The sequence below is a fragment of the Leifsonia sp. RAF41 genome (assembly GCF_052114085.1).
Classification (GTDB): domain Bacteria; phylum Actinomycetota; class Actinomycetes; order Actinomycetales; family Microbacteriaceae; genus Leifsonia.
Map to the genome: position 1 here is coordinate 756,403 of NZ_JBFREB010000001.1, position 26,310 is coordinate 782,712.

Annotated in this window: 23 protein-coding genes; 13 read left to right on the forward strand and 10 right to left on the reverse strand. The window is 68.9% G+C overall.

Annotated features, from left to right (window positions below; translation table 11 throughout):
* Positions 1–54 precede the first annotated feature (54 nt).
* On the reverse strand, positions 55–303 hold the full coding sequence (locus AB4Y74_RS03565; protein ID WP_018190103.1) for a WhiB family transcriptional regulator: 249 nt from the start codon (positions 301–303) through the stop codon (positions 55–57).
* A gap of 225 nt (positions 304–528) precedes the next feature.
* On the opposite strand from AB4Y74_RS03565, the gene AB4Y74_RS03570 reads away from it, so the two are divergent.
* The 7 genes from AB4Y74_RS03570 to AB4Y74_RS03600 all read left to right on the forward strand — a co-directional run bounded on the left by AB4Y74_RS03570 (position 529) and on the right by AB4Y74_RS03600 (position 6,864).
* The gene (locus AB4Y74_RS03570; protein ID WP_441797742.1) at positions 529–981 is read left to right on the forward strand and encodes a hypothetical protein; all 453 of its coding nucleotides are present in this window, start codon (positions 529–531) and stop codon (positions 979–981) included.
* Positions 982–1,016: 35 nt separating this feature from the next.
* The gene (locus AB4Y74_RS03575; protein ID WP_441797743.1) at positions 1,017–1,772 is read left to right on the forward strand and encodes a DUF1684 domain-containing protein; all 756 of its coding nucleotides are present in this window, start codon (positions 1,017–1,019) and stop codon (positions 1,770–1,772) included.
* Positions 1,773–1,866: 94 nt separating this feature from the next.
* Entirely contained in the window at positions 1,867–3,366 is a 1,500-nt protein-coding gene (locus tag AB4Y74_RS03580; protein WP_441797744.1) for an ABC transporter substrate-binding protein, read from the forward strand.
* A 75-nt stretch (positions 3,367–3,441) separates the two neighbouring features.
* On the forward strand, positions 3,442–4,404 hold the full coding sequence (locus tag AB4Y74_RS03585; protein WP_441800385.1) for an ABC transporter permease: 963 nt from the start codon (positions 3,442–3,444) through the stop codon (positions 4,402–4,404).
* Positions 4,401–5,282 (forward strand): ABC transporter permease, encoded by an 882-nt coding sequence (locus AB4Y74_RS03590; RefSeq protein WP_441797745.1) that lies wholly within the window; start codon positions 4,401–4,403, stop codon positions 5,280–5,282. The genes AB4Y74_RS03585 and AB4Y74_RS03590 overlap by 4 nt, the downstream gene beginning before the upstream one ends.
* Positions 5,279–6,103, forward strand: coding sequence for an ABC transporter ATP-binding protein (locus AB4Y74_RS03595; protein ID WP_441797746.1), 825 nt, complete (start codon positions 5,279–5,281; stop codon positions 6,101–6,103). The genes AB4Y74_RS03590 and AB4Y74_RS03595 overlap by 4 nt, the downstream gene beginning before the upstream one ends.
* The gene (locus AB4Y74_RS03600; protein ID WP_441797747.1) at positions 6,100–6,864 is read left to right on the forward strand and encodes an ABC transporter ATP-binding protein; all 765 of its coding nucleotides are present in this window, start codon (positions 6,100–6,102) and stop codon (positions 6,862–6,864) included. The genes AB4Y74_RS03595 and AB4Y74_RS03600 overlap by 4 nt, the downstream gene beginning before the upstream one ends.
* Before the next feature lie 36 nt (positions 6,865–6,900).
* Here AB4Y74_RS03600 and bcp read toward each other — a convergent pair whose 3' ends face one another.
* The 3 genes from bcp to aroA are packed head-to-tail and all read right to left on the reverse strand — an operon-like array spanning position 6,901 to position 9,846.
* A complete protein-coding gene (bcp, locus tag AB4Y74_RS03605) occupies positions 6,901–7,377 on the reverse strand; it encodes a thioredoxin-dependent thiol peroxidase (RefSeq protein ID WP_441797748.1) in 477 nt (158 codons plus the stop codon).
* 41 nt (positions 7,378–7,418) lie between these two features.
* Positions 7,419–8,483 carry a ribosome small subunit-dependent GTPase A gene (gene rsgA / locus AB4Y74_RS03610; RefSeq protein ID WP_441797749.1) on the reverse strand — a complete coding sequence of 355 codons (1,065 nt, stop codon included), beginning with the start codon at positions 8,481–8,483 and terminating at the stop codon, positions 7,419–7,421.
* The gene (gene aroA / locus AB4Y74_RS03615; RefSeq protein WP_441797750.1) at positions 8,476–9,846 is read right to left on the reverse strand and encodes a 3-phosphoshikimate 1-carboxyvinyltransferase; all 1,371 of its coding nucleotides are present in this window, start codon (positions 9,844–9,846) and stop codon (positions 8,476–8,478) included. Before aroA ends, rsgA begins: the two co-directional genes overlap by 8 nt.
* 154 nt (positions 9,847–10,000) lie before the next feature.
* Here aroA and AB4Y74_RS03620 point away from each other — a divergent pair, with 154 nt between their 5' ends.
* Together AB4Y74_RS03620 and AB4Y74_RS03625 are read left to right on the forward strand one after the other, a co-directional pair.
* Positions 10,001–10,612 (forward strand): sigma-70 family RNA polymerase sigma factor, encoded by a 612-nt coding sequence (locus tag AB4Y74_RS03620; protein ID WP_441800386.1) that lies wholly within the window; start codon positions 10,001–10,003, stop codon positions 10,610–10,612.
* The gene (locus AB4Y74_RS03625; protein WP_441797751.1) at positions 10,609–10,854 is read left to right on the forward strand and encodes a zf-HC2 domain-containing protein; all 246 of its coding nucleotides are present in this window, start codon (positions 10,609–10,611) and stop codon (positions 10,852–10,854) included. The genes AB4Y74_RS03620 and AB4Y74_RS03625 overlap by 4 nt, the downstream gene beginning before the upstream one ends.
* A 99-nt stretch (positions 10,855–10,953) precedes the next feature.
* Here the strand turns inward: AB4Y74_RS03625 and AB4Y74_RS03630 are convergent, their stop codons facing one another.
* Complete coding sequence (locus tag AB4Y74_RS03630; RefSeq protein WP_441797752.1) at positions 10,954–11,736, reverse strand: VOC family protein; 783 nt, start codon at positions 11,734–11,736, stop codon at positions 10,954–10,956.
* Positions 11,737–11,831: 95 nt separating this feature from the next.
* Between AB4Y74_RS03630 and AB4Y74_RS03635 the strand changes: the two genes are divergently transcribed.
* From AB4Y74_RS03635 to AB4Y74_RS03645, 3 genes are all read left to right on the forward strand, one after another.
* Complete coding sequence (locus tag AB4Y74_RS03635) at positions 11,832–12,749, forward strand: HAD family hydrolase (RefSeq protein ID WP_441797753.1); 918 nt, start codon at positions 11,832–11,834, stop codon at positions 12,747–12,749.
* A gap of 70 nt (positions 12,750–12,819) precedes the next feature.
* Positions 12,820–15,177 (forward strand): arylsulfatase, encoded by a 2,358-nt coding sequence (locus tag AB4Y74_RS03640; protein ID WP_441797754.1) that lies wholly within the window; start codon positions 12,820–12,822, stop codon positions 15,175–15,177.
* A gap of 39 nt (positions 15,178–15,216) precedes the next feature.
* Positions 15,217–16,122, forward strand: a complete 906-nt coding sequence (locus tag AB4Y74_RS03645) for a formylglycine-generating enzyme family protein (RefSeq protein WP_441797755.1) — start codon at positions 15,217–15,219, stop codon at positions 16,120–16,122.
* Between the two features lie 43 nt (positions 16,123–16,165).
* Here AB4Y74_RS03645 and AB4Y74_RS03650 read toward each other — a convergent pair whose 3' ends face one another.
* Complete coding sequence (locus tag AB4Y74_RS03650) at positions 16,166–20,014, reverse strand: multifunctional oxoglutarate decarboxylase/oxoglutarate dehydrogenase thiamine pyrophosphate-binding subunit/dihydrolipoyllysine-residue succinyltransferase subunit (protein WP_441797756.1); 3,849 nt, start codon at positions 20,012–20,014, stop codon at positions 16,166–16,168.
* A 135-nt stretch (positions 20,015–20,149) separates the two neighbouring features.
* Here AB4Y74_RS03650 and AB4Y74_RS03655 point away from each other — a divergent pair, with 135 nt between their 5' ends.
* The gene (locus AB4Y74_RS03655; RefSeq protein ID WP_441797757.1) at positions 20,150–21,589 is read left to right on the forward strand and encodes a GuaB1 family IMP dehydrogenase-related protein; all 1,440 of its coding nucleotides are present in this window, start codon (positions 20,150–20,152) and stop codon (positions 21,587–21,589) included.
* A 205-nt stretch (positions 21,590–21,794) separates the two neighbouring features.
* Here AB4Y74_RS03655 and AB4Y74_RS03660 read toward each other — a convergent pair whose 3' ends face one another.
* The 4 genes from AB4Y74_RS03660 to AB4Y74_RS03675 form a co-directional block, all read right to left on the reverse strand.
* Positions 21,795–23,225 carry a DHA2 family efflux MFS transporter permease subunit gene (locus AB4Y74_RS03660; protein WP_441797758.1) on the reverse strand — a complete coding sequence of 477 codons (1,431 nt, stop codon included), beginning with the start codon at positions 23,223–23,225 and terminating at the stop codon, positions 21,795–21,797.
* A gap of 75 nt (positions 23,226–23,300) precedes the next feature.
* On the reverse strand, positions 23,301–23,852 hold the full coding sequence (locus AB4Y74_RS03665; RefSeq protein WP_441797759.1) for a TetR/AcrR family transcriptional regulator: 552 nt from the start codon (positions 23,850–23,852) through the stop codon (positions 23,301–23,303).
* A 61-nt stretch (positions 23,853–23,913) separates the two neighbouring features.
* Entirely contained in the window at positions 23,914–24,951 is a 1,038-nt protein-coding gene (locus tag AB4Y74_RS03670; RefSeq protein ID WP_441797760.1) for a hemolysin family protein, read from the reverse strand.
* Positions 24,944–26,266: a hemolysin family protein gene (locus AB4Y74_RS03675; RefSeq protein WP_441800387.1), complete on the reverse strand. Its 1,323-nt coding sequence runs from the start codon at positions 26,264–26,266 to the stop codon at positions 24,944–24,946. The genes AB4Y74_RS03670 and AB4Y74_RS03675 overlap by 8 nt, the downstream gene beginning before the upstream one ends.
* Positions 26,267–26,310 lie beyond the last annotated feature (44 nt).

Here is a 26,310-nt window from a genome sequence, read left to right on the forward strand (position 1 = left end):
GTGCGGGGAGGGTATCCCCGCCGACGAGGGTGAAGAGTGTGGTTCGGCCGGGCCTCAGGAGGCGCGGCGGGCGCGGGCGGCGCGGCGCTTGAGAGCGCGGCGCTCGTCTTCCGAGAGGCCGCCCCATACGCCCGAGTCCTGGCCGGTCTCGAGTGCGTACTGCAGGCAGATCTCGGTAACGGTGCAACGCGCGCAAACCGCCTTGGCCTTGTCGATCTGGTCGACCGCGGGTCCGGTGTTGCCCACCGGGAAGAAAAGCTCGGGGTCCGCGGTGAGGCAGGCGGCTTTGTCGCGCCAATCCATTGAGATGTGCTCCTTGTTTACTGGGGTTCCAGACCTGATGGGGCCATAGAATGCAGATAAGCAGCCGGGTTGCAGGGTGCATAGATCCGGGGGGAATCAGACCTGCCCACGACCCTGTGAGCGAAAACTCGACCGAAGAACATGCTCCCATAGCAGTTATTCCGAATCAATAGTTTTGGATGGGATAACGCTGAGAACACGAGCCGGAAACGTCAGGATGCTATAGTGCCCGACCCCCAAAACCCCCGCGATTCACGGCGACCGGCGCTCCTGACCGTGCTGACGGTGCTCGTTGCTGTGGAGGCCGTGCTCGTTTTAGCACTCGCCGTCTGGCTCCTGATCGACCTGCTCACGGTGCGTCCCGAGTCGTACCCCTCGGCGGTCGCGATCACGGTGCTCGCCTTCCTCGCCGCGGCGTGGGTCGTCGCGACGGTGGCCGGGCTGCTGCGTCGCCGCAGCTGGGCGCGCGCGTCGACCGTGACCATCCAGATCCTGCAGCTTGCGGTGGCCGTGGGATGCTTCCAGGGCTTCTACGCCCGTCCCGATCTCGGCTGGGCCCTGCTGGTGCCCGCGGTCGTCGCCGGTGTCCTTGCGGTCACACCGTCGGTCGTGCGGGCCACAGCGCGCGACACCGAGCCGCGCAACTCGGAGCCCCGCAACACAGAGCAACACGAATAGGCGCGATCGGGAACATCCCGCAGACTCGGAGTGTTATGTCCGACATCGTGACTGATATCTCCACACCGACCTCCGCTTCTGTCGACACCATCGAGCGCGCCCGTGAGGGCTGGGAGGCCTGGCGGTCGAGCCGTCTCCGCAGCGTTGCGTCGCCGACGGGCAACCTCGCCCTGATCGAGACCCGTTGGCTCTCCGCCGGCGATGACACCACCCCGCAGGAGGCGCTGGCAGGGCATCCTGACACCGTCACCGCGACGGAGCTGACGCGGAGGAGCTTGGAGACCGGCGAGGTCGAGCGCGGGATCCGCCTGTGGGACGCCGCATCGCCCGCCATTCGTGCGTTCGACACCATCGACGTCTTCCCCTTCGACCCCAGCTGGGTGATCGAGGCGACCTTCACTCCCGTCAGTGACGCCCGCACCATCCCGTTCGAGCACATCCGGGACAACGGCCTCACCCGCGACCTGGTGGTTCCGGGCGACATCGCGTTCGAGCGCGATGGCGTCGACTACACGCTCAGCGCCTTCGACGACGACGGGACGCTGCTGCTCGTCTTCGGCGACCCGACGAACGGGGTCGAGGGGGACGACGGTACCTACGCATCCGGTCGCTTCCTCTTCGTCGAGCGTGACGGCGATCGCGTCGTCCTCGACTTCAACCGGGCGTTCGTGCCACCGTGCGGCTTCTCGGACCAGTACAACTGTCCGCTGCCGCCCCGCAACAACCGCTTCCCCGTTCCGGTCACGGCCGGCGAGAAGCGCGTGGCCTTCGGCGGCGACTTCCAGCACTGAGCCGGATCCCGGCCCGCACGCTCGTCGCATCCATCCCCAGCACATCCCCCAGACACATCCCCGCAGTACATTCCCCCAGCACTGGAGCACCCCTGTGAAAAAGTCTTCTCTCTTCGCGACGCTCGCGATCGGCCTGGCCTCCGCTCTTGCCCTGGCCGGTTGCGCGGGCGCCTCGTCGTCCTCGTCGGGCGGCAGCGACGCATCCATCGCCATCGGTTCCCTCTATGAGCCCGTGAACCTCGACAACACGGCCGGCGGCGGTCAGGGCGTCACCGAGGCACTCAACGGCAACGTCTACGAGGGCCTGTTCAAGCTGACCGACGACGGCAAGGTCGAGCCGCTGCTCGCCACGAAGTACACCCAGAGTGAAGACGGCCTCACCTACACGTTCACCCTGCGCGACGGCGTGAAGTTCCACTCCGGCAAGGCGCTCACCAGTGCGGACGTGAAGCGCAGCATCGAGCGCGTCACGGCGGAGGACTCGCAGTCCGCCCGCAAGTCGCAGCTCGAAGTCATCTCGAAGATCGATACGCCGGACGCCAAGACCGTCACGATCACGCTCAAGTCCCGGTCGATCTCGCTGCCGTACAACCTCAGCTACATCTGGATCTACGGCCCCGGAACGTCGAACTACAAGACGGCCGAGGACGGCACCGGGCCCTACAAGCTGGGCAGCTGGAAGCGCGGCAGTTCCTTGAGCCTCGAGCGCTGGAGCGGCTACTGGGGCGACCAGGCGAAGAACAAGCAAGTGGAGTTCGACTACTTCACCGACGCCTCCGCCCTGTCGAATGCGCTGCAGACCAAGCAGGTCGACGTCGTGACCAGCATCCAGAGCCCGGATGCGCTGAGCACCTTCAAGGGAAACAAGGACTACACGATCTCCGAGGGCAAGTCGACGACGAAGGAGCTGCTGGCTTTCAACGACAAGGTCGCGCCGTTCGACAAGGTCGAGGTCCGCAAGGCGGTCTACTCCGCCATCGACACCAAGAAGCTGCTCAACTCGATCTGGGGCGACTACGGCACGCTCATCGGCTCGATGGTCCCGCCGAGCGACCCCTGGTACGAGGACCTCACGAAGGTGAACCCGTACGACGTCAACCTGGCGAAGAAGGAGCTCGCTGAGGCGGGCCTCCCCAACGGCTTCAGCTTCACGCTGGACACCCCGACGTACGACCCGCACCCGGCCGTTGCCGAGTTCCTGAAGAGCGAGCTGGCGAAGGTCGGCGTGACCGTGACCATCAACTCCATCTCCGCCGACGAGTGGTACACGAAGGTCTTCAAGAACCACGACTTCACGGCGACGCTGCAGGAGCACGTGAACGACCGCGATGTGGTCTGGTACGGCAACCCGGACTTCTACTGGGGATACGACAACCCGCAGGTGACGGCGTGGGTGAACGAAGCCGAGCAGGCGAGCACGACGGCCGAGCAGACCGCGAAGCTGAAGCAGGTCAACGAGCAGATCGCGAAGGATGCGGCCAGCGCCTGGCTGTACCTGTACCCGCAGATCGTCGTGTCCGACAGCAGCGTGAGCGGCTACCCCGTGAACGGGCTGAACTCGCAGTTCTACGCGTACGACATCGTCAAGAAGTAGCACGCGCTCGGCACTATCCACAGATGCTCGGGGAGCCCATCAGCGGGCTTCCCGAGCATCTACTCTGAGATGACCATGGCCCTTTACCTCCTCCGTCGCACCGCGTTCCTCGTGGTGTCGCTGGTGCTGGCCATGGTCGTCCTGTTCTTCCTGCTCCGGGTGCTTCCTGGCGATCCGTCGAACGCGCTGCTCTCGGTCGGCGCGACCAAGGAGCAGATCGCGGCGGCTCAGCGTCAGGTCGGAAGCGACCTTCCGCTGCTGCAGCAGTTCTTCAGCTGGTTCGGCAGCCTGCTGTCGCTGAATCTGGGGGAGTCTTTCATCAGCTCCCTGCCGGTGGGCCCGGAGATCGCGGCTCGGCTGTCCGTGACCGTTCCGCTGACCCTGCTGTCGTTCATCCTGGCACTGGTGCTGGCGCTCCCCATCGGCTTCTTCGCAGCGTGGAAGGCGGACCGCTGGTACGGCGTCGTGCTCTCCGCCTTCTCGCAACTGGGGATCGCCGTCCCGGTCTTCTGGGTGGGCATCCTGCTGGTGGATGTGTTCGCCATCACCCTGGGGTGGTTCCCGTCCGGGGGATTCCCGCGTGACGACTGGTCGGATCCGTCGGCGGCGCTCACGTCGCTGGCGCTGCCCGTCGTGACGATCGCCATCGTGATGAGCGCATCCATCGCGCGGTATGTGCGGAGCGCGACGTTGGATGTGATCGGCAGCGACTACCTGCGCAATGCACGGGCGCTCGGGTCCGGGTTCGGTCGCGCAATGTGGGCGCACGGCCTCCGCAACGGCGCCGTTCCGGTCATCTCGGTGCTCGGCATCGAGTTGGCCACCACGTTTCTGGGTGCCGTGGTGGTGGAGAGCGTCTTCACCCTGCCGGGCCTCGGCAGCATGCTGCTGAAAGCGATCGAGCAGCACGACTACCCGAACATCCAGGGCATCCTGTTCGTCTCGACGCTCCTCGTGCTGATCGTCGGTTTCCTCGCCGACATCGCCCAGCGGCTCGTCGACCCACGGCTGCGCCACAGCATCTCGGGGAACGTATGAGCGCGATCGTGGAGCAGGCGACCGAAGCGGCCGCACCCGAGCCCGCCGGCCGGCCGCGACGGCGCGCGCGGCGTTCGGTGACCCTCGGCATCGGGCTGACGCTCGTCGGACTCGTGGTCATCGTCGCGGCGGTGTCGTTCTTCTGGCTGCCCTACGCGCAGTCCGACACGTCCGGAACCCGGCTCGAGCAGCCCAGCGGCTCGCACTGGCTCGGGACGGACCGCTTCGGCCGCGATCTGCTCACGCAGCTGATGATCGGCGCTCGCATCGCGCTGGCGGTCGGGCTGGGTTCGGTCGCCATCGGTGCGGTGGTCGGCATCACCCTCGGGCTGCTGGCGGCGTTCGCCACCCGGTGGGTCGACGACACCCTGTCCGCCGCGCTCGACATCCTCATCGCCTTCCCGACGCTGCTGCTGGCCATGCTGATCGTCGCGGCGCAGGGCGCCTCCCTCGGCACGGCCATCGTCGCCATCGGCCTCGCGATGTCCGCGGTGGTCGCGCGGCTCACGAGGGTGCTCGCGAAACGGGTGCTCTCCCAGCAGTACGTCACGGCCGCCCGCACCTCGGGCACCTCGTGGGGCGGGATCATCGCGCGCCACATCCTGCCGAACATCTGGCCGACGCTCAGCGTGAATCTGGCCTTGCAGTTCGGTGTGGCGGTGCTGGCCGAGGCCAGCCTGTCGTACCTCGGCCTCGGCGCTCCGCCCCCGAACGCATCCTGGGGGCGGCTCCTGCAGGAAGCGCAGGGGACCGTGTCCACGGCACCCGCCGGCGCGATCGCACCCGGCGTGGCGCTGGTCGTGCTGGTCATCGGCGTCAACCTGGTGGCAGACGGCCTGCGCGATGTCGCAGACCCGACCCGGAGGAGGTCCCGATGAGCGCGGACGTGTCTCAGGAGCAGGTGGTGGCCGACGTCTTGGACGTCCGGGGGCTGTCCGTCGCGACGCGCGACGGCTCGACGCTCGTCCACGACGTCTCGTTCCGCCTGGCGCCGGGGGAGAGGCTGAGCCTGATCGGGGAGTCGGGCTCGGGCAAGTCGCTGACGTCGTTCGCCCTGACCGGGCTGCTGCCCGACGGGCTGACGGCGTCCGGAAGCATCCTTCTCGACGGTGTGCAGGTCATCGGCGCCCGGGAGCGTGAGCTCGTCCCACTTCGCGGCCGCGTGGCCTCCACGGTGTTCCAGGAGCCGCTGACCGCCCTCGACCCGCTGATGCGAGTGGGGCGCCAGGTCGCCGAACCGCTCCGGCGCCACCTGGGGCTGCGCGGAGACGAACTGCGCCGCTCCGTGCTCGACGCGCTCACCGAGGTGGGGCTTCCTGAGCCTGCGCGTATCGCGCGTGCCTACTCCTGGGAGATCTCGGGCGGCCAGCGCCAGCGGGTCGCCATCGCGGCCGCGCTGGCCTGCCGTCCCCGGCTCTTGATCGCGGACGAGCCGACGACCGCCCTGGATGTGACAGTCCAGGCCGACGTGCTGGCGCTGATCGAGCGGCTGGTCGACGAGCGCGGCATGTCGCTGCTCTTCGTGAGCCACGACCTGGCCGTGGTGTCGCGCATGGCGCAGCGGGCGATGGTCCTGCGCGCCGGACGCATGGTGGAGGAGGGGCCCATCGCGCAGCTGCTGCGCGCCCCCAGCGACCCCTACACCGCAGAACTCGTGCGAAGTGCACGGGAGCTCGACGCCGCTCTGGAGGTGCGATGACGGCCATCCTGGAACTGCGGGAGGCGGGCTTCCGCTACCGCCGCGCCGCCACCTCGGCGCTCGACGACGTCTCGTTCGCGGTGGACCCCGGACGCAGCCTCGGCCTGGTGGGGGAGTCCGGGGCAGGGAAGACGACCGCCCTGTCGCTGCTGCTCGGGCTGGCTCAGCCCACCAGCGGTGCCGTGCTCTTCGACGGCGAGCCCCTCGACCCGCGCGACCGCGAGCAGCTCCGCCGCTTCCGCCGCGCCGTTCAGCCGGTCTTCCAAGACCCGTACTCGTCGCTCGACCCGCGCCAGAGCATCGGCCGGATCGTCGGCGAGCCGCTCGCGTCCCTGCGGGTCGCCTCCGGCGAGGACGCCCGCGACCGGGTCGCACACGCCCTCGAAGCCGTGGCGCTGCCGGCGGACGCCGCTCGGCGGTACCCGCACGAGTTCTCGGGCGGGCAGCGTCAGCGGATCGCGATCGCCCGCGCGATCGTGTCGCGACCGCGCGTCCTGCTCGCCGACGAGCCGGTCAGTGCGCTGGACGTGACCACGCGCATCCAGATCATCGAACTGCTCGGCGAGCTCGCCGCGACGGAGGGCATGACCGTCGTCATGGTGTCCCACGACCTCGGGGTCGTCGCCTCCCTCTGCGCCCAGACGGTGGTGCTACAGGGCGGCCGGGTCGTCGAGCAGGGTGCTACGCGCGAGGTGCTCGGCTCCCCGAGCGACCCGTACACGCGTCGGCTGCTCGCTTCGGTGCCCCGACTTCCTGCATAGACGCTCCCGCGGCGTCACCGCGACGCAAGGAGAGGGTCAGGCGTCGATGCCCAGCTTCTTCCGCAGCATGGCGACGTGCCCGGTCGCCTTCACGTTGTAGAGCGGGAGGCGCAGCGAGCCGTCCGGGTCGACCACGAAGGTCGAACGGATGACGCCCTCGACGGTCTTGCCGTAGAGCTTCTTCTCGCCGTAGGCGCCGTACTCCTTGTGCACGGCGAGGTCTTCGTCGGACAGCAGCGGGAAGTTGAGACCCTCCTGCTCCTGGAACTCCTTGTTCCGCGCCGGCGCATCCTTCGAGATGCCGATCACCTGGTAGCCGGCCGACTTCAGCGAGTTCAGGTTGTCGCGGAAGTCGCACGCCTCCGTCGTGCACCCGGGCGTCATGGCCGCCGGGTAGAAGTACACGATCACGTTGTCGCCGGCGAAGTCGCCGAGCGAGACCGCGGTGCCGTCCTGGTCGGTCAAGGTGAACGCGGGAGCCTGTTCGCCCGCTTCGAGTCGCACATCCGTCATGCGTCCATTCTGACAGCCGACGGCGACGGCAGCAGACGCCGTCAGCGTGCGAACGTGGCGAGCAGGCGCTGCAGGGAGTCCAGCCGCGCGCGTCCCGCCTCGCCGAGCTGCCCAGCCTCGACGGCCTCGATGATGGCGCAGTCGGGCGCGTCCGGCAGGTGCGTGCATCCCCGCGGGCAATTCTCGGCGATGGCCGCGAGATCCGTGAAGGCCTTCAGGATGCTGTCGGTGTTCACGTGCCCGAGGCCGAACGACCGCACTCCGGGGGTGTCGATGACCCAGCCGTGGCGACCGGCGCCGTCCTCCACCCGGAGGGACACCGTGGACGACGATGTGTGCCGTCCGCGCCCGGTCACCTGGTTGACGATGCCGACAGCGCGGAACGCACCCGGGACCAGAGCGTTGACGAGGGTCGACTTGCCGACACCGGAGTGGCCGACGACGACCGTGTCGTGCCCCACTAGGGCCTCGGTGATGTCGTGGACGGGGATGTTGTCCTCGCGGCTGGTGAAGACGGGGAGGTCGAGGCCTGCGAAGTTCGCGAGGAAGGGCGCAGGATCGGCGAGGTCGGTCTTGGTGACGCACAGCATGGGTTCGATCCCCGCGTCGTACGCCGCGACCAGGTACCGGTCGACGAGGCGGGTGCGGGGTTCTGGATTCGCGGCTGCGACGACGATGAGCATCTGGTCGGCGTTCGCCACGATGACGCGCTCCACCTCGTCGGTGTCGTCGGCGCTGCGGCGCAGGAGCGTGGTGCGCGGCTCGATCCGGACGATGCGGGCGAGCGTGCCCCCTTCTCCCGTGGTGTCGCCCACGACGGCGACGCGGTCGCCGTTCACGATCGGGTTCCGCCGCAGTTCGCTCGCGCGGGCGGCGGTCACCTGCCGTTCGTGGTCGGTGTCCTCGTCGAGGAGGACCGTGTAGCGTCCCCGGTCGACGCCCAGCACGCGCGCGATCCGGGCGTCGGCGTGCTCCGGTCGGATCTTGGTGCGGGGGCGGTTGCCCTTGGGATTCGGGCGGCTGCGGATGGTGGACTCGTCGTACGGGTCGAGCTCGTCGTCGTCGTCCTCACCGTCGTCCCACCACGACCCGGTGTTGTCAGCCACGCGGGTCGGTGGCTTCCTGCAGCATCCGCGTCCACAGCTGGGTGAACTGCGGAAGCGTCTTCGCCGTGGTGCCGATGTTCTCGATCTCGACGCCCTGGACGACCAGGCCGACGATTGCGCCGGCTGTCGCCATCCGGTGGTCCTCATAGCTGCGCCAGACGCCGCCGTGGAGTGGGCGCGGCTCGATGCGCAGGCCGTCCTCGAGCTCGGTGACGGCGCCGCCCAGGCCGTTGATCTCCGCAGCCAGCGCTGCGAGACGGTCGGTTTCGTGGTGGCGGATGTGGCCGATCCCGGTGATCTCGCTCGGACCGTCGGCGAGGGCGGCGATAGCGACGAGCGCGGGTGCCAGCTCGCCGCCGGTCGTCAGGTCGAGGGTGACGCCGTTCGGCCGCTCCGGGCCGGTGACTGTGAGACGGTCGCCGTCGCGGGTGACCGTCGCGCCGAACAGGGGCAGCAGCTCCGCGAGGTCGGCTCCGACCTGCGTGGTCGACTCCGGCCAGCCGGTGATCGTGACCGTTCCGCCCGTCACCACCGCAGCCGCCAGGAACGGCGCCGCGTTGGAGAGGTCGGGTTCGATGTCGACCTCACGCGCCGCGATGGTCCCGGGAGCCACGACCCAGTGGCCGGTCTCGGGCGACTCGACGGTGACCCCGCGCGCGGCCAGCGCGGCGATCGTCATCTCGATGTGGGGCAGGCTCGGCAGGCGCTCGCCCGCGTGGGTCAGGTCGAGGCCGTTCTCGAACCGGCTCGCGGAGAGCAGGAGTGCGCTGACGAACTGACTGGAGCTGGACGCATCCACCTCCACCGCACCGCCCGCGACCCGGCCCGTGCCGTGGACCGTGAACGGGAGGGATCCGCGGCCGTCGTCGTTCACATCCACCCCGAGCGCCCGCAGGGCGGCGATGATCGCGCCCATCGGGCGTCCGCGCGCAGAGTCGTCCGCGTCGAACATGGTCGGCCCGAGCGCCAGCCCGGCGATCGGCGGGACGAAGCGCATCACCGTTCCGGCCTGGCCGCACTCGATCGTGGTGCTGCCGATGAGCTCCTCCGCCGGCGTGACGAGGAAGTCGGCGCCGAACTCGCCGGAGCCCGGCTTCTCGTCGATCCCGACGCCGAGGGCGCGGAGCGCCTCGACCATGTTGCCGCTGTCGCGCGAGTGGAGGGGCGAGCGGAGAAGCGACGGGCCGTCCGCGAGCGCCGCGAGCACCAGCTCCCGTGCGGTGAGCGACTTGGAACCCGGCAGGGAGACGGACGCCGACACGGGGCCGCCGGCGACGGGCGCGGGCCAGAGCGAGTTCGGCTCGTCGATGCGGTTGTCGCCGTACGGGTCGAAGTCCGGAGCGGAATATTTCGAGATCAGCATTGTTGTCAAGATTATCCGTGTTCCCCGGTCTAGGAAGGATCAGCTCGTGGCCGCAACCGCTGTGCTCGACGCTCCACGCGTCGCCACCCGCGATGAGGCCGTCGACGCATCCCGCCGGGGCACGGTGCAGGTGTCGCAACTAGACTGGCCGGTGATGAGCACCGAGACCGAGGAAACGGGCCACCTCTTCGAGGAGCAGGCCCTGCCCTTCATGGACCAGTTGTACGCGGCTGCCCTGCGCATGACCAGAAACCCGTCTGACGCGCAAGACCTCGTACAAGAGACGTTCGTGAAGGCTTACGCGGCGTTCAACCAGTTCCAGCAGGGCACCAACCTGAAGGCCTGGCTGTACCGCATCCTCACCAACACGTTCATCAACACGTACCGCAAGAAGCAGCGCGAGCCCTACCAGGGAACGATCGACGAGCTCGAGGACTGGCAGCTCGGAGGCGCGGAATCCATGTCCTCGTCCTCCAGCCGCTCGGCCGAGGCCGAGGCGATCGATCACCTGCCGGACAGCGCCGTCAAGGACGCGCTGCAGGCCATCCCGGAAGACTTCCGGCTGGCCGTGTACCTCGCCGATGTCGAGGGGTTCTCCTACCAGGAGATCGCCGACATCATGAAGACCCCGATCGGTACCGTGATGAGCCGCCTTCACCGCGGCCGTCGCATGCTTCGGGAGCTTCTGACCGACTACGCGCACGAGCGCGGTCTCTCCGCCGTCCAGGGAGACCCTGCCGTGCAGACCCCCAGGAGCAAGAAATGACCGACTGCGGCTGTGAGAAGGCGAAAGCCGAACTCGAGGAGTATCTGCGCAACGAGCTGTGCAGCGAGGATGCTGCCGACGTGCGCGAGCACCTGGCGCACTGCGACGGATGCTCCGACGAGGCGCACCTGAACGTGGTGCTCACCGAGGTGGTGCAGCGTGCGTGCAAGGAGACCGCTCCCGAGACGCTGCGCACAGAGGTGCTGCTGCGCATCCGCTCGTTCCAGGCCACCGCCCACTGAGACGCGCTCCCCAAGCACCGCGCCCGACGAGATGCGACTAATGGTCGCTATTCGTCGATCTTTTCGACCACAAGTCGCATCTCGCGGCGCCAAGCGGCGCTAAGCGGCGCTGCCGGAGCCGATCTCGTGGAGGAAGAAGAGGCCGCCGAGCGGGTCGGTGACCTGGGCGAACCGGCCGAACTCGCTGTCCCACGGATCGCGGATGACGCTTCCGCCCAGTTCGGTGACGCGCTGGGATGCGGCGGCCGCATCGGCGACGCCGAAGTAGATCACCCAGTGCGACGGCACGCCCTCGGGCAGCATCCCGTTCGCGTCGAACACGCCCCCGCTGGGTGAGGCGGGGTCCCCGAACGTGGCGTAGCGGAAGTCGGCCGTGTCGCCGAGGACCTCGGTCTTCCAGCCGAACACCCGGGTGTAGAAGTCGACCTGTGCCGCATAGCTGCGGGCATACAGCTCGTGCCAGGCGGGTGCGCCGACCTCGGCGACGAGTTCGAACCCGCGGTGCTGTTCCGGGTCCCAGAGTCCGACCGCGGCACCGCCGGGATCGGCGATCACCGCGAGCCTGCCCTGGTCGCCCACCGTCATCGTGGGCGCGATCACCTGAGCCCCGGCGTCGAGGGATGCCTTCTCGGCCGCATCCGCATCCTCGACCAGGAGGTGGGTGAGCCAGGTGTCGCCCTGCGCGTCGCCCGAGACCGCCCCCAGACCCGCTACCGCCCGTCCGTCGCGGCGGAAGGTCACGTAGCCGCCGTACTCCTCGCCGGCCGTATCGGCGGTCCAGCCGAACAGGCCCGCGTAGAAATCGCGGGCGCGCGGGACGTCGGTGCTGGCGTAGTCGACCCAGCAGGGCTCTCCGAGGCGGTGATTGGTGACGACGGGCATACCGTCAAACTACGCCGCCGCGGCACCCGGCGACAGACGCGGCGGTCACCACGACTGTATTGCCGTGACGTGCCGCCATCCGTAGGGTCGGCGCCATGAACGACCTCCCCTCCTGGCGTGCCGGTACGACGCGGGACGCGATCCTGGCGTTCGTCGCAGATGTGACGACGGGGGCGGATGCGCTCCCCGCGGAGGAGCGCATCGCCGTCTTCGACAACGACGGCACCCTCTGGACGGAGAAGCCGATGCCGACCCAGTTGCACTACATCGTGCAGCGCTGGGCGGCAGCCGCGGCCGCGGACCCGTCCCTGGCCGCGCAGCAGCCGTACAAGGCCGTGGTGGAAGGCGACCTCGCCTGGCTGGGGAGCGCCCTGGACAAGCACTACAACGGCGATGACTCCGATCTCCAGGTGGCCGTCGCGGCGATCGTCCGGTCGACCCAGGGGATGAGCGTCGAGGACTATCACGCCTCTGTCGACGCCTTCTACCGCGAAGCCGAGCACCTCACCCTGCACCGTCCCTATGCGAACGCGGTCTACCGGCCGATGACCGAGCTGCTGGCGTTCCTCACCGCCAACGACTTCTCCTGTTACATCGTCTCCGGGGGCGACCGGGACTTCATGCGTCCCATCAGCACCGCGTACTACGCGATTCCTCCCGAGCGCGTCATCGGCTCCTCCGCCGGGCTGTCGTACGACGAGGCGACGGACGATGTGCGCTACGCCGACACCATGGAGTTCTTCGACGACGGGCCGCAGAAGCCGATCCGGATCTGGATGCGGACCGGGCGCCGTCCTATCCTCGCGGCGGGAAACTCCAACGGCGACATCCCGATGCTCCGCTACCCGAAGCGGCATCCGCGTTCGCTCAGTGTGCTCGTGCATCACGACGACGGGGAGCGGGGCGACGCCGCCTACGACACCGGGGCCGAGCGCGCGCTCGCGACGGCCGCGGCCGACGGGTTCACCGTCGTCAGCGTGCGCGACGACTGGGACACCGTCTTCGTGGAGTGACGTCTATCCGACGGCGGGCCGCGCGGGTTATGGTGCGCGCAAACAGGGTCACCACCCGAGGGGAGCCGTCATGTCTGTGCCGTTCAAGGGCAGGATCGATCTCGACATCAGGGACTCCATCCCCGATTGGGCGCCGTTCGAGGCGCCGAAGGCCCCCGAGGGGGCGCCCAACGTCGTCCTCATCGTGCTCGACGATGTCGGGTTCTCGGCGATGAGCAGCTACGGCGGGCCGATCGAGACGCCGAACATCGACCGCATCGCCGCATCCGGTGTCCGCTTCACGCAGTGGCACACCACGGCACTCTGCTCTCCCACGCGATCCGCGCTGCTCACCGGACGCAACCACACGCGCAACTCGATGGCCTGCATCACCGAGGCGGCGACCGGCTTCCCGAACGCGAGCGGCACCATCCCGCAGGAGAACGGGATGCTGTCGCAGATCCTCAACGAGGAGGGCTGGAACACCTACATCGTCGGCAAGTGGCACCTGTGCCCGTCGGACGAGATGAACCTGGCCGCCACCCGCCGGAACTGGCCGACCGGACGCGGCTTCGAGCGCTTCTACGGCTTCCTCGGGGCCGAGACGAACCAGTGGTATCCGGAACTCGTCTACGACAACCATCCGGTGGACCAGCCCGCCAGCCCCGAAGACGGGTACCACCTCACCGACGACCTCACGGACAAGGCCATCGAATTCATCGGCGACGCGAAGACCGTGGCGCCCGACAAGCCGTTCTTCCTGTACTACTCGCCTGGCGCCTGTCACGCCCCCCACCACGCGCCGAAGGAGTGGATCGAGAAGTTCGCCGGGAAGTTCGACCAGGGCTACGAGAAGATCCGCGAGGAGACGCTCGACCGTCAGAAGGTGCTCGGAATCGTGCCGGAGAACACCGAGCTTCCGCCGGTGAACCCGATGGGGACCCCTGAGACGCGCACCGGCCCCGAGGGCAAACCGTTCCCCGCCGTCGATTTCACGAAGCCGTGGGATTCGCTGAGCGACGAGGAGAAGCGTCTGTTCGCGCGCATGGCCGAGGTCTACGCCGGCTTCCTCGCCCATACGGATCACCACGTCGGGCGACTGCTCGACTTCCTGGAGGAGACCGGCGAACTCGACAGGACGCTCGTGGTCGTCGTCTCGGACAACGGCGCGAGCGCCGAAGGCGGACCGGACGGCTCGGTCAACGAGAACAAGTTCTTCAACGGCATCCCGGACAGCCTGGAGGAGAACCTGGCGATGCTGGACGATCTCGGCAGCGTGAAGACGTACAACCACTATCCGACGGGCTGGGCGATGGCCTTCAACACCCCGTTCAAGATGTGGAAGCGCTACGACTTCAACGGCGGTACGGCCGACCCGTGCATCATCTCGTGGCCGTCCGTGCTCGGGCACGGCGGCGAGCTGCGCGAGCAGTACCACCACGCCGTCGACATCGCGCCCACCGTGCTGGACCTCCTCGGAGTGCAGCCTCCGGACGAATTGGGCGGGTACACCCAGTCCCACCTGGACGGGGTCAGCATGCGGTCCGCCATCGAATCGGCGGACGCACCAGGTGCGCGGAGGACGCAGTTCTTCGCGATGCTCGGATCGCGCTCGATCTGGCACGACGGCTGGAAGGCGGTGTCGACCCACCCGGTGCTCAGCGGCTGGAGCCACTTCAACGACGACACCTGGGAGCTCTACCACGTCGAGGTCGACCGGTCGGAGCTCCACGATCTCGCCGCCGAGGAGCCGGACCGCCTTCGGGAGCTGGTCAACCTGTGGTTCCACGAGGCCGGCGCGAATCAGGCGTTCCCGCTCGACGACCGGTCGGCGCTCGAGATCCTCAATACACCGCGCCCACAGCTGGCGGCTCCGCGGAACCGCTACATCTACCGTCCGGGCGGGGCCGAGGTCACCGAGGCGCAGGCCGTAAACGTGCGCAACCGCTCGTACTCGATCGGTGCCCTGGTCGACCTGCCGCAGCCCGGGGCGCAGGGCGTGCTGTTCGCGCACGGCGCACGGTTCGGAGGCCACGCGCTGTACGTCAAGGACAACCGGCTGCACTACGTCTACAACTTCGTCGGCAGCCGCGAGCAGCGGATAGTCGGGACGGAGGATCTGCCGGTGGGGGAGAACCTCATCCTCTCGGCATCGTTCGACAAGGACGGCGAGGAGCAACCGGGAATCGCCACGGGTATCCTGAGCCTCTATCACGGCGATCGCAAGGTCGGCGAAGGCCGGATCATCACTCAGCCGGGCTACTTCTCACTCACCGGCGAAGGCCTCTGCGTCGGTTATGACAGTGCCGACCCCGTCACCCAGGACTACGGCGGAGAGCAGCCGTTCCGGTTCACCGGAGGGACGCTGCACCGCGTCGTCGTCGACGTGAGCGGTGAGCCCTACCTCGACCTGGAGCGGCAGGCCGCGGCGATGCTCGCCCGGGAATGAGGTCTCGCACAGGCGCGGCCCGGCCGTTAGCGTGAACCCATGAGCGAGATGGTGCTGATCCCGGGCGGCACCTTCCGCATGGGATCCGCGGAGTTCTACCCCGAGGAGCAGCCCGTCCACGAACGCCGGGTCGAACCGTTCCGGATCGCCCGGCACGAGGTGACGAACGCGAAGTTCGACGCCTTCGTCGCGGCGACCGGATACGTCACCGTCGCGGAGCGCCCGCTCGACGCGGCGCTCTTCCCGGAGCTCAGCGACGACGAGCGGCAGCCGGGCGCAATGGTCTTCGCTCGGACCACCGGCCCGGTCGACCTGGCCGACTGGCGCAACTGGTGGCGCTGGGTGAGCGGCGCCGACTGGCGTCATCCGGAGGGGCCGGACACCGACCTCATCGGGCGGATGGACCGTCCGGTCGTGCAGATCGCCTACGAGGACGCCGTCGCCTACGCCGCCTGGAAGGGTCTGCGGCTGCCGACGGAGGCGGAGTACGAGTTCGCGGCCCGCGGCGGCGTCGACGGTGCCCGCTTCGCGTGGGGCGACGAACCGTATCCCGACGGTAAGGCGCGGGCCAACAGCTGGCTGGGCCGCTTCCCGTACGACAATCGCGGCCGGTTCGGCGCGACGGTCGCACCGGTCGGATCGTATCCCGCCAACGGCTACGGGCTCTACGACCTGATCGGCAACGTCTGGGAGTGGACCAGCGACTACTACGCGCCCCGGCACGTCGTCCCCGGGCAGACCCCCGTGGACGCGGGCGCGCGCCCGAGCCTGCTCGGTGCCGCGAGTGCGGAGCCGGGCTCCGCCATCCCGCGCCGGGTTCTCAAGGGCGGGTCGTACCTCTGCTCGCCGGAGTACTGCCTGCGCTTCCGTCCGGCCGCACGCTCGCCACAGGCGGAGGACACGGCGACGACGCACATCGGGTTCCGCTGCGCGGCCGACGCGTGACCAGGGGCGGCGACACCGGGTCGCCGCCCCTGACACGTGACTGCTACAGGGTCAGCGCGCGCTGGATGAGGATCGACTGCTCCTGCGCGTGACGCTTGGCCGAGCCTGCCGCCGGCGAAGCCGACGGCGGACGCGAGACGACACCGAGCGGGCGCGGCCCGAGCTTGGAGGTCTCCAGGATCATGTACGGCCAGGCGCCCTGGTTCTCCGGCTCGTCCTGCACCCACACGAGTTCCGCGTTCGGGTAGGAGTCGACAGCGGCCTTCAGCTCCTGCGCCGGGAGCGGGTAGAACTGCTCCACCCGCACGAGGGCGATCTCCGGGTTCGGGTTCTTCTCCAGCTCGTTGAGCAGGTCGTAGTAGAGCTTGCCGGCCAGGAGCAGGACACGCTTGACGGCGCCCTTGTCGCTGATCCGCGCGTCGTCGATCACCGGCTCGAAGCGGCCGTGCGTGAAGTCCTCGACGTTGCTCGACGCGCCGCGCAGGCGCAGCATCGCCTTCGGGGTGAAGACCACGAGCGGTCGGCGCGGACGGGCGTAAGCCTGACGGCGGAGCAGATGGAAGTACGACGCAGGGGTCGACGGACGCGCGACGGTCATGTTGTTCTCGGCGCACATCTGCAGGTAGCGCTCGATGCGGGCGCTGGAGTGGTCCGGTCCCTGACCCTCGTAACCGTGGGGGAGGAGCAGCACCAGCGACGACCGCTGGCCCCACTTCTGCTCGGCCGAGGAGATGAACTCGTCGATGATGATCTGCGCGCCGTTGGCGAAGTCGCCGAACTGGGCCTCCCACAGAACGAGCGCATCCGCCCGCTCCACCGAGTAGCCGTATTCGAAGCCCATCGCCGCGTACTCGCTGAGCAGGGAGTCGTAGATCCAGAACTTGGCCTGGTTGTCGCTCAGGTTCGCGAGCGGCAGCCACTCCTGCCCGTTGACCCGGTCGTGCAGCACGGCGTGGCGCTGAACGAAGGTGCCACGGCGGGCGTCCTGGCCGGCAAGGCGCACCGGGGTGCCCTCCACCAAGAGCGAGCCGAGGGCGAGCAGCTCGCCGAAGCCCCAGTCGATGCCGCCGTTGCGGCTCATCTCGCTGCGCTTGTTGAGCAGCTGCTGCAGCTTCGGGTGCACCGTGAAACCGGCGGGCGGGTTGTTGAACGCGTCGCCGATCATGTGGATGACCTGCTCGCTCACCGCGGTCGTGTCCGGCTCTCCGACGTTGTCGTTCTCGTCCTGCTGGACCGGCTGCTCGAGGTCGCCGGCTTCGCCCGGGGTGAGGACGGGCGTCGAGTTGGTCTGCGCCGCGTGCGTCTCCATGAACGCGCGCTCCAGGCGGTCCTGGAAGTCGCGGTGCGCCTGCTCGTACTCCTCCTCGGTGATGTCGCCGCGGCCGACGAGCGCCTCGGTGTAGAGGCGGCGCACGGAGCGCTTGGCCTCGATCAGGCTGTACATCAGCGGCTGCGTCATCGACGGGTCGTCGCCCTCGTTGTGGCCGCGGCGGCGGTAGCAGATGAGGTCGATGACGACGTCGCGCTTGAACTCCTGGCGGTAGGCGAACGCGATCTCGGCCACGCGGACGACGGCCTCGGGGTCGTCACCGTTCACGTGGAAGATCGGCGCCTGGATGGTCTTGGCGACATCAGTCGAGTAGATCGAGCTGCGCGCCTCGCTGGGCGAGGTGGTGAAGCCGACCTGGTTGTTGATGTTGACGTGGATGGTGCCGCCGGTGCGGTACGCCCGCAGCTGCGACATCTGCATCTGCTCGACCACGATGCCCTGGCCCGCCATCGCCGCGTCGCCGTGGATGAGGATCGGCAGCGTGAGGAAGGTGCCGGCCGGGCGGCGGTCCTGCTTGGCCCGGACGATGCCCTCGAGCACGCCGTCGGCGGCCTCCAGGTGCGACGGGTTGGCCGCGAGGTAGACGGGGATCTCTTCGCCGCCCGCGCCCTTGAAGGTGCCCTCGGTGCCGAGGTGGTACTTCACGTCGCCGGAACCCTGCACGGTCCGCGGGTCTTGCGTGCCCTCGAACTCGCGGAAGATCTGTCCGTAGGTCTTGCCGGCGATGTTGGTCAGCACGTTCAGGCGGCCGCGGTGGGCCATGCCGATCGCGACCTCGTCCATCTCGGCTTCGGCTGCGCCCTGGAGGATGGAGTCGAGCAGCGCGATGGTCGACTCGCCGCCTTCGAGGCTGAACCGCTTCTGGCCGACGTACTTGGTCTGCAGGAAGGTCTCGAACGCCTCCGCCTCGTTGAGCTTGCCCATGATGCGCAGCTGCTCGTCGTGGGTCGGCTTCTCGTAGGGGCGCTCCAGCTTGTCCTGGAACCACTTCCGCTGGGCCGGGTCCTGAATGTGCATGTACTCGATGCCGACCGTGCGGCAGTAGGAGTCGCGAAGCACACCGAGGATGTCGCGCAGCTTCATCTTGCGGCGGTCGCCGCCGAACTGGCCGGTGACGAATTCGCGGTCGAGGTCCCAGAAGGTGAGTCCGTGGCTCTCGATCTCGAGGTCGGGGTGGGTGCGCTGCTTGTACTCGAGCGGGTCGATGTCGGCCATGAGGTGGCCGCGGACCCGGTACGAGTTGATGAGCTCCTGGACGCGGGCGGTCTTGTCGACGGCGCTGGCCAGGTCGACCGAGATGTCCGGGTTCCAGTGGATCGGCACGTACGGGATGCGCAGCTCGGCGAAGATGTCTTGGTAGAAGTTGCGCTTGCCGATCAGCATCTCGTGCACGATCTTCAGGAACTCGCCCGAGCCGGCGCCCTGGATGACGCGGTGGTCGTACGTGCTGGTGAGGGTGATCGTCTTGCCGATGGCGAGGCCGGCGAGGGTCTTCTCGCTGGAGCCCTGGAACTCGGCCGGGTACTCGAGCGCACCGGCGCCGATGATGCAGCCCTGGCCCTTCATCAGGCGCGGGACGGAGTGGACCGTGCCGATGCCTCCCGGATTGGTGAGCGAGAGGGTCGTGCCGGCGAAGTCGCCGGCTGCGAGCTTGTTGTTGCGCGCCTTGCTGACCAGCTCTTCGTAGGCGGCGAGGTACTCGCCGAAGCCCATGGTGTCCGCGCGCTTGATGCTCGGCACCAGGAGCGCGCGGGTGCCGTCCGGCTTCGGGAGGTCGATCGCGATGCCGAGGTTGATGTGAGCCGGAGCCACGACCGACGGCTTGCCGTCGACCTCGTCGTAGTAGACGTTCTGGCTCGGGAACTCCTTGAGCGCCTGGATGAGCGCCCAGCCGATGAGGTGCGTGAACGACACTTTGCCGCCGCGAGCACGCTTCAGGTGGTTGTTGATGACGATGCGGTTGTCGATCATCAGCTTGGCCGGGATGGTGCGGACGCTGGTCGCCGTCGGGACGCTGAGCGACGCATCCATGTTGGTGGCCAACGTCTTCGACATGCCGCGCAGCGGAGTGACCTTGTCTTCCTCCGCCGCCTCGAGGGTCGCGTTGGGCGCCGTCACCGGGGCGTCGGCCGGGACCGGCTGGGGCTTCGGGGCGACCGACGTGGTGCGCGCGACGGGCTGCTGGCCGATCACCGGGATGGGCGTGGTGACGGGCTTGGGCTCGTTGGGGTGCGGCGCCGGTGCGCCGCCGGCGGGCGGGGCGGGCGTCGACGGCTCGGACGGGCTGGGAGCCGTCGGCTCGGCCGGTGCGGGCACGGTGGGCTCCGACGGGCTCGGCGCGTTCGGCTCGGCGGGGGTCGGAGCCGGCGTCTCGTCCGGCGACGGGGTCGAGTCGTCCTTCACAGCCGGGTGGTAGTGCTCGAGGATCGGCCACCACGACTTGTCGACCGAGTTCTTGTCCTGGACGAACTGCTCGTACAGTTCATCCACGAGCCACTCATTGGCCCCGAATTCTCCTGAGGAGCCGTCGTCGGTTCCCACTCCGGTCAATTGGCTCGACACAGCCGATCGCCCACTCTCTCCGTTGATTTCTCATGACCGAACGGCTGTGAACCGCCCGCTTCCATCCGAGCATCAAGCCTAATCCCATCGGCGCCTGGGTGCGGCCGCTCAGCCGAGCGGGATACCGTTATTCTCATGCAGTTCTATGGAACGTCGCCCCGCCACGACCTCACCTACTCCGACGTCTTCCTCGTGCCGTCGCGCTCGAACGTCACGAGCCGCCTCGACGTGTCGCTGGCGCCGAACGACGGCACCGGCGCGACCATCCCGATCGTGTCAGCGAACATGAACTCGGTGACCGGAAAGCGTCTCGCCGCGACCCTCGCGCGCCGGGGAGGCCTCGGCGTGCTCCCGCAGGACATGCACCTGCAGGACCTCGACGACGCCATCCGCTGGGTGAAGGCGCAGCCGGTCGGTCTCGACACGCCCTACGACGCCCGCCCGGAGGAGACGGTCGCCGACGTGCTCCGCCGCGTTCCCGCGGTCGAAGGCCACGGCATCGTGGTGAGCGACGCGAACGGCGACTACCTGGGCTGCCTCGCCGCCATCAAGCTCGGCTCCGCCCTCCCCGACGCCCGCATCGGGGACCTCCTGCACGGCGCCCTCACCTCGCTCGACGTGGAGGACGTCTCCGACGGCAAGGCGGCCTTCCAGGTGATGGATGCGGCCGGCCTCGAGTTCGCGCCGGTGCTCGACCACGGGCGCGCCGTCGGGACGCTCTCCAAGCGGAGCGCGCTGCGCTCCACCATCTACACGCCCGCCCTCGACGCGAACGGCCGCCTGCGGGTCGCGGCCGCAATCGGCATCAATGGCGACGTCGCTGGTAAGGCGAAGGCGCTGGCGGCCGCGGGCGTCGACGTGCTCGTCGTCGATACGGCGCACGGTGACCAGGACGGCATGCTGAGGGCCATCCGCACCGTGAAGGGTCTCGACCTCGGTCTGCCGATCGTCGCGGGCAACGTCGTGACGGAGCAGGCGGTGCGCGACCTGGTGCACGCGGGCGCCGACATCCTCAAGGTCGGCGTCGGCCCCGGTGCGATGTGCACGACGCGCATGATGACGGCCGTCGGCCGTCCGCAATTCTCGGCTGTCCTCGAGACCAGCGCCGCGGCGCGCGAACTCGGCGCACACGTCTGGGCCGACGGCGGGGTGCGGTACCCGCGCGACGTCGCTCTCGCGCTGGCCGCGGGCGGCGCATCCGTCATGATCGGCTCCTGGTTCGCGGGCACGATCGAGGCCCCCGGCACGCTGAATCGCGATGCGAGCGGCGCGCTCTACAAGGAGAGCTGGGGCATGGCGTCTACGAAGGCGGTCAAGGGACGCTTCGAGCGGCTCGACGCGTACGAACTGGCCCGCAAGGAGCTCTTCGCCGAGGGCATCTCCAGCTCCCGGATCTTCCTCGACCCGCTTCGGCCGTCGGTCGAGGACCTGCTCGACATGATCACGACCGGTGTCCGGAGCTCGTTCACCTATGCCGGCGCGCGGTCGCTCGCGCAGTTCCACGAGCGCGCGCTGGTCGGCATCCAGTCGGCCGCGGGGTACGAGGAGGGCAAGGCCCTCCCCGTCAGCTGGTAGCAGCGCGGCCGCTACCCGCCCGCCGCGGCGACGCCCTAGCCGCTGCGGTAGCGCGCGACCGTGACTGCGGTCGTTCGGTACGAGTGCGGCTGCGCGCGCACGCGCAAATGTTCCAAGACACCGCAGTCGCTACCGGCCGCCCGCGGCGGAAGACGCACGACGAAGAGGACGGCCCCGGATGGGACCGCCCTCTTCGGTGGCGGGATCAGCGTGAGCGGACCAGTGCGGTTACCGCCGCGCCAGCGATCGCGAGAAGCGCGACGCCGAGGAAGAGCAGGAAGAATCCGCCCGACGTCGCGGCGGCCGCATCACTGCCCGCGGCGAGCAGAGCGGACGTCTGCGCTGCGGCGATGCCGCCGAGGATCGCGAGTCCGAGTGCGCCCCCGATCTGCTGCGCCGTGTTGACCAGGCCGCTGGCCAGACCCGACTCCGACTCCGAGACGCCCCGGACCGCGAGCTGGGTGGCGGTGACGAAGGTCGCGCCGAGGCCCAGCCCGATGACGATACTCGGCAGGAGGAATCCGGCGACGAAGCCCGAACCGCCGGCCAGTGCCAGCCAGGCCACGCCCGCGCCCAGCACCACCAGGGCGCCACCGAGGGTCGCGCGGAGGCCGGCTTTTGTCACGATGGCGGGGACGACACCGGCGATGCCGATCAGGGCGAGCGCGAGCGGGAGCTGGCTGAGACCGGCCGCGAGCGCATCCAAGTGCACGACCTCCTGCAGGTAGACCGAGAGGGCGAAGAACAGCGCGACCGTCGAGCCGCCAACCAGCAGCATGACGATGTTGCCGGCAAGGGCGTCGCGGTTGCGGAAGAACGTGAACGGCAGCAGCGGGTGGGATGCGCGGCGCTCTACGAGGACGAACGCTGCAAGGAGCGCGACCGCGAGGGCTCCGAGGCCGAGGACGACCGGGCTCGTCCATCCGAGTGCTCCGCCTTCGCTGAGCGCCGCGACGGCGGCTGCCAAGCCGAGAGTCGCGGTGACGGCGCCGGCCGCATCCATCCGCTCCTTGCTGGTCGCGCGGTCCCGGGTGACCAGGAAGGGGATGGAGACGAGCACGAGGATGCCGACCGGCAGGTTGACGAAGAAGACCGCGGGCCAGCCGAAGCTCGCCGTCAGGACCCCACCGAGGAGTACGCCCGCGGCGCTGCCCATCCCGGCGACGGCACCCCACACACCCAGCGCCTTTCCGCGTGCGGCACCGTCCGGGAACAGCTGCGTCAGCAGTGCCAGCGACGCCGGCGCGAGGAGCGCGGCGAACGCACCCTGGACGGCACGAGCGGCGAGGAGCATGGTCCCGTCGACGGAGAGGCCGGCGGCCAGCGATGCGGCGACGAAGCCGGCGACACCGACGAGGAAGACACGGCGGTGGCCGAAGCGGTCGGCGAGGCGCCCGCCCAGCAGCAGGAGGCCGCCGAAGGGGAGAACGTAGGCGGTGACGACCCAGGCGAGCGCGGCCGTGTCGAGGCCGAGAGCCGTTCCGACCGTCGGGAGTGCGATGTTGACGATGGAGGCGTCGAGAACGACCAGGAACTGCGCGAGCGCGAGCACGGCGAGTGCCCACCAGCGGTGAGCGCTGCGCGGTCGGGGCGGTGTCGCTGCTGCAACGGTCAAGGTGGGAGATGCGGTGTTCATGTCGGTTCCTTTCGTTGTGAGTGATTGATCAATCACTCTCGGGACAGATCGAGGGACGGTCGGAGACGGGCTGTCTTACGGGTGGCGGATTCCGTTGGTCAATGCTCGCGCCCATGCTTCGGGCACGTCTTCCAGCCCGACCGTGACGATCAGGTGGCACAGCTGGCCGTACGCGATGAAGTGCTGGACTGCGTCCCCGTCGGCGCCGGAGCGCGTCGTCGCGAAACGCGTGATGCGAGCGAGGCCCTGACGCAGTGCGTCGCGGATCACGGGTACATCGGAGGCGGACTGCGCATGCACTTGCAGCATCAGCAGAGCGCGGTCGGCAATGAGCTCGGCGTATGCGTCGCCCATGGCATCCAGCACCTCGGTCGGGGTTCCGCCGTCGGCGGCGTGGGCGCCGCGCTCCAGTGCCTTCTCGATGCGCTCGAAGCAGCGCTCGAGTGCGGCGACGAACAGGCTCTCCTTGCCCGGGAACAGCTTGAAGACGTACGCGGGGGAGATGTCGGCGTCCGCGGCGATCGAGGCGATCGGCGTCCCGAGGTAGCCGCTGGCGGCGAAGACCGTGATGGCGCTGTCGAGCACCGCCTCGCGGCGGTCGTCAGCTGTGGAGAGTGTGCGTGCCATGTGAGTGACTGTACACTCACTCCCGGTTCGACGTCAACAGTCCATGGCGGGGACGGCCGGGTCAGGTACGTCGGGTGGCGTCCTGGACCTCGCCGACCAGCTCCTCGATGATGTCCTCGAGGAACAGCACGCCGGCCGTTGCGCCCTCGCCGTCGACCACCCGGGCCAGGTGGCTGCCGGAGCGGCGCATGGTCGCCAGTGCGTCCTCCACGTCGCTGCCGGCGAAAACGGTGACCAGGCGGCGGATGCGCTTGGCCGGCACCGGCAGCTCGAAGCCGGTCTCCTCCAGGTCGAGCACGTCCTTCAGGTGCAGATAGCCGGTCGGCTCGCCGTCGGCGTCCGGCACCACGTAGCGCGAGAAGCCGTGCTTGGTGACGGCCTTCTCCACATCGGCGGGCGTCGGTGAGAGCGGGAGGGTGACCAGCGCGTCGAGGGCGACGGCCACATCCCGGACCTTCTTCGACGTGAACTCGAAGGCCGCGGAGAGCGCGCCGGTCCGGTCGGTCAGCAGGCCCTCTCGGGTGGACTGCGAGACGATGGTCGCCACCTCGTCGAGGGTGAACGTGCTCGCCGCCTCGTCCTTCGGCTCCACCCGGAACAATCGCAGCACGGTGTTCGCGCTCGCGTTCAGCGCGACGATGATCGGACGGACGGCGCGGCCGATACCGACCAGGGGCGGGGCGAGCAGCAGGGCCGCCTTGTCGGGCATCGAGAACGAGATGTTCTTCGGCACCATCTCGCCGAAGACGACGTGGAGGAACGAGACCACCACCAGCGCGACGATGAACGCGATGGTGCCGATCACCTCCTCGGACCATCCCGTGGCGTGCAGCGGCACCTCCAGCAGGTGGTGGATCGCGGGCTCCGACACGTTCAGGATCAGCAGCGAGCACACGGTGATGCCCAGCTGGGTGGTGGCCAGCATCAACGTGGCGTGCTCCATCGCGTACAGCGCCGTCTTCGCGCTCCGCTTGCCGCGCTCGGCGAGCGGCTCGATCTGCGAGCGGCGGGCTGAGATCACGGCGAATTCGGCGCCGACGAAGAAGGCGTTGACGGCCAGCAGCACGACCAGCCAGGCGAGTCCGGCCCAGTCACTCATGGGTGGCCCCCTCTCCGTTGGCTCCCTCGGTCACGGGGACCGGATCGGGGGTGTAGCGGATGCGGTCCACGCGACGACCGTCGAGGCGCTCGACCCGCAGCGTTCCGCCCTCGATGGGGACCTCGTCGCCGACCTTCGGCAGCCTCCCCAGTTCGTTCATGACGAACCCGGCCACGGTCTCGTACGGCCCGTCCTCCGGAACCGTCACGCTCGCGCGCTCCTCCAGCTCGTCAGGGCGCAGGATGCCGGGGAACGTGATCGAGTCGCGCCCGCGGATCACGCCGGCTCGAGTGCGGTCGTGCTCGTCGGCGACCTCGCCGACGATCTCCTCCACCAGGTCTTCCAGGGTCGCGATGCCCGAGGTGCCTCCGTACTCGTCGACGACGATGGCGAGCTGGTAGCCGCGGGCGCGCAGTTCGCCGAGCAGAGTGTCGAGGCCCATGGTCTCGGGCACGCGCAGGGCATCCGTCATCAGGGCCGACGCCGGCACGCGCCCGCGGCGCTGCCGCGGGACGGCGACCGCCTGCTTCACGTGCACAACACCCAGCACATCGTCGATGTCGTCGCCGATCACCGGGAACCGGGAGTAGCCGGTCTTGCGGGCGAGGTCGCTGACCGCCTGCGCCGGATCTGTGCGCTGCACCGCCTCGATGCGCGGCCGCGGCGTCATGACGTCGGAGGCCGATCGACTGGAGAAGGCGAGGGTACGGCTCAGGAGGGTCGCCGTGTCCTCCTCCAGAACGCCCGCGCTCGCCGAGCGTCGCACCAGCGAGGACAACTCGTCGGCCGTGCGGGCGCCGGAGAGCTCCTCCTTCGGCTCGATCCCGACCAGTCGAAGGATGCCGTTGGCCGTGCCGTTGAGAAGCGCGACGAATGGACGGAACACCGTGGTGAACACCGTCTGGAACGGGATGACGAGCTTCGCCGTCGCCAAGGGGAGAGCCAGCGCGAAGTTCTTGGGGACGAGTTCGCCCAGGATCATGGAGAGCAGTGTCGCGACTGCGATCGCGACGATGGTAGCGATCGGCATCACGGCGCCCTCCGGCAGACCGGTCGCCGTCAGCGGGCCGCGGAGGAGCGAACTGATCGCCGGCTCCATCGTGTAACCGGTGAGCAGCGTGGTGAGCGTGATGCCGAGCTGAGCGCTCGACAGGTGGGTCGACGTGATCTTCAGCGCGGCGATGGTCATCGTCAGCCGCGACTCTCCGCGCGCTCTCCGCGCCTCCAGGTCACCGCGGTCGAGGTTCACCAGCGCGAACTCGCTCGCGACGAACAGGCCGGTACCGATCGTCAGCAGGAGGCCGACCCCGAGCATGATCCACTCAGAGAGCACGGGGCTCACCTCGCACGGTGAGCGGC

Bases quoted from the DNA above. Each gene is read 5' to 3' on its own strand.
- AB4Y74_RS03595 (WP_441797746.1), top strand. From the start codon at position 5,279: ATGAGCGCGGACGTGTCTCAGGAGCAGGTGGTGGCCGACGTCTTGGAC.
- bcp (WP_441797748.1), bottom strand. From the start codon at position 7,377: ATGACGGATGTGCGACTCGAAGCGGGCGAACAGGCTCCCGCGTTCACC.
- aroA (WP_441797750.1), bottom strand. From the start codon at position 9,846: ATGCTGATCTCGAAATATTCCGCTCCGGACTTCGACCCGTACGGCGAC.
- AB4Y74_RS03630 (WP_441797752.1), bottom strand. From the start codon at position 11,736: ATGCCCGTCGTCACCAATCACCGCCTCGGAGAGCCCTGCTGGGTCGAC.
- AB4Y74_RS03655 (WP_441797757.1), top strand. From the start codon at position 20,150: ATGCAGTTCTATGGAACGTCGCCCCGCCACGACCTCACCTACTCCGAC.
- AB4Y74_RS03585 (WP_441800385.1), top strand. From the start codon at position 3,442: ATGGCCCTTTACCTCCTCCGTCGCACCGCGTTCCTCGTGGTGTCGCTG.
- AB4Y74_RS03590 (WP_441797745.1), top strand. From the start codon at position 4,401: ATGAGCGCGATCGTGGAGCAGGCGACCGAAGCGGCCGCACCCGAGCCC.
- AB4Y74_RS03600 (WP_441797747.1), top strand. From the start codon at position 6,100: ATGACGGCCATCCTGGAACTGCGGGAGGCGGGCTTCCGCTACCGCCGC.
- AB4Y74_RS03675 (WP_441800387.1), bottom strand. From the start codon at position 26,266: ATGCTCGGGGTCGGCCTCCTGCTGACGATCGGTACCGGCCTGTTCGTC.
- AB4Y74_RS03565 (WP_018190103.1), bottom strand. From the start codon at position 303: ATGGATTGGCGCGACAAAGCCGCCTGCCTCACCGCGGACCCCGAGCTT.
- AB4Y74_RS03635 (WP_441797753.1), top strand. From the start codon at position 11,832: ATGAACGACCTCCCCTCCTGGCGTGCCGGTACGACGCGGGACGCGATC.
- AB4Y74_RS03670 (WP_441797760.1), bottom strand. From the start codon at position 24,951: ATGAGTGACTGGGCCGGACTCGCCTGGCTGGTCGTGCTGCTGGCCGTC.
- AB4Y74_RS03645 (WP_441797755.1), top strand. From the start codon at position 15,217: ATGAGCGAGATGGTGCTGATCCCGGGCGGCACCTTCCGCATGGGATCC.
- AB4Y74_RS03620 (WP_441800386.1), top strand. From the start codon at position 10,001: ATGAGCACCGAGACCGAGGAAACGGGCCACCTCTTCGAGGAGCAGGCC.
- AB4Y74_RS03640 (WP_441797754.1), top strand. From the start codon at position 12,820: ATGTCTGTGCCGTTCAAGGGCAGGATCGATCTCGACATCAGGGACTCC.
- AB4Y74_RS03665 (WP_441797759.1), bottom strand. From the start codon at position 23,852: ATGGCACGCACACTCTCCACAGCTGACGACCGCCGCGAGGCGGTGCTC.
- AB4Y74_RS03575 (WP_441797743.1), top strand. From the start codon at position 1,017: ATGTCCGACATCGTGACTGATATCTCCACACCGACCTCCGCTTCTGTC.
- AB4Y74_RS03625 (WP_441797751.1), top strand. From the start codon at position 10,609: ATGACCGACTGCGGCTGTGAGAAGGCGAAAGCCGAACTCGAGGAGTAT.
- AB4Y74_RS03660 (WP_441797758.1), bottom strand. From the start codon at position 23,225: ATGAACACCGCATCTCCCACCTTGACCGTTGCAGCAGCGACACCGCCC.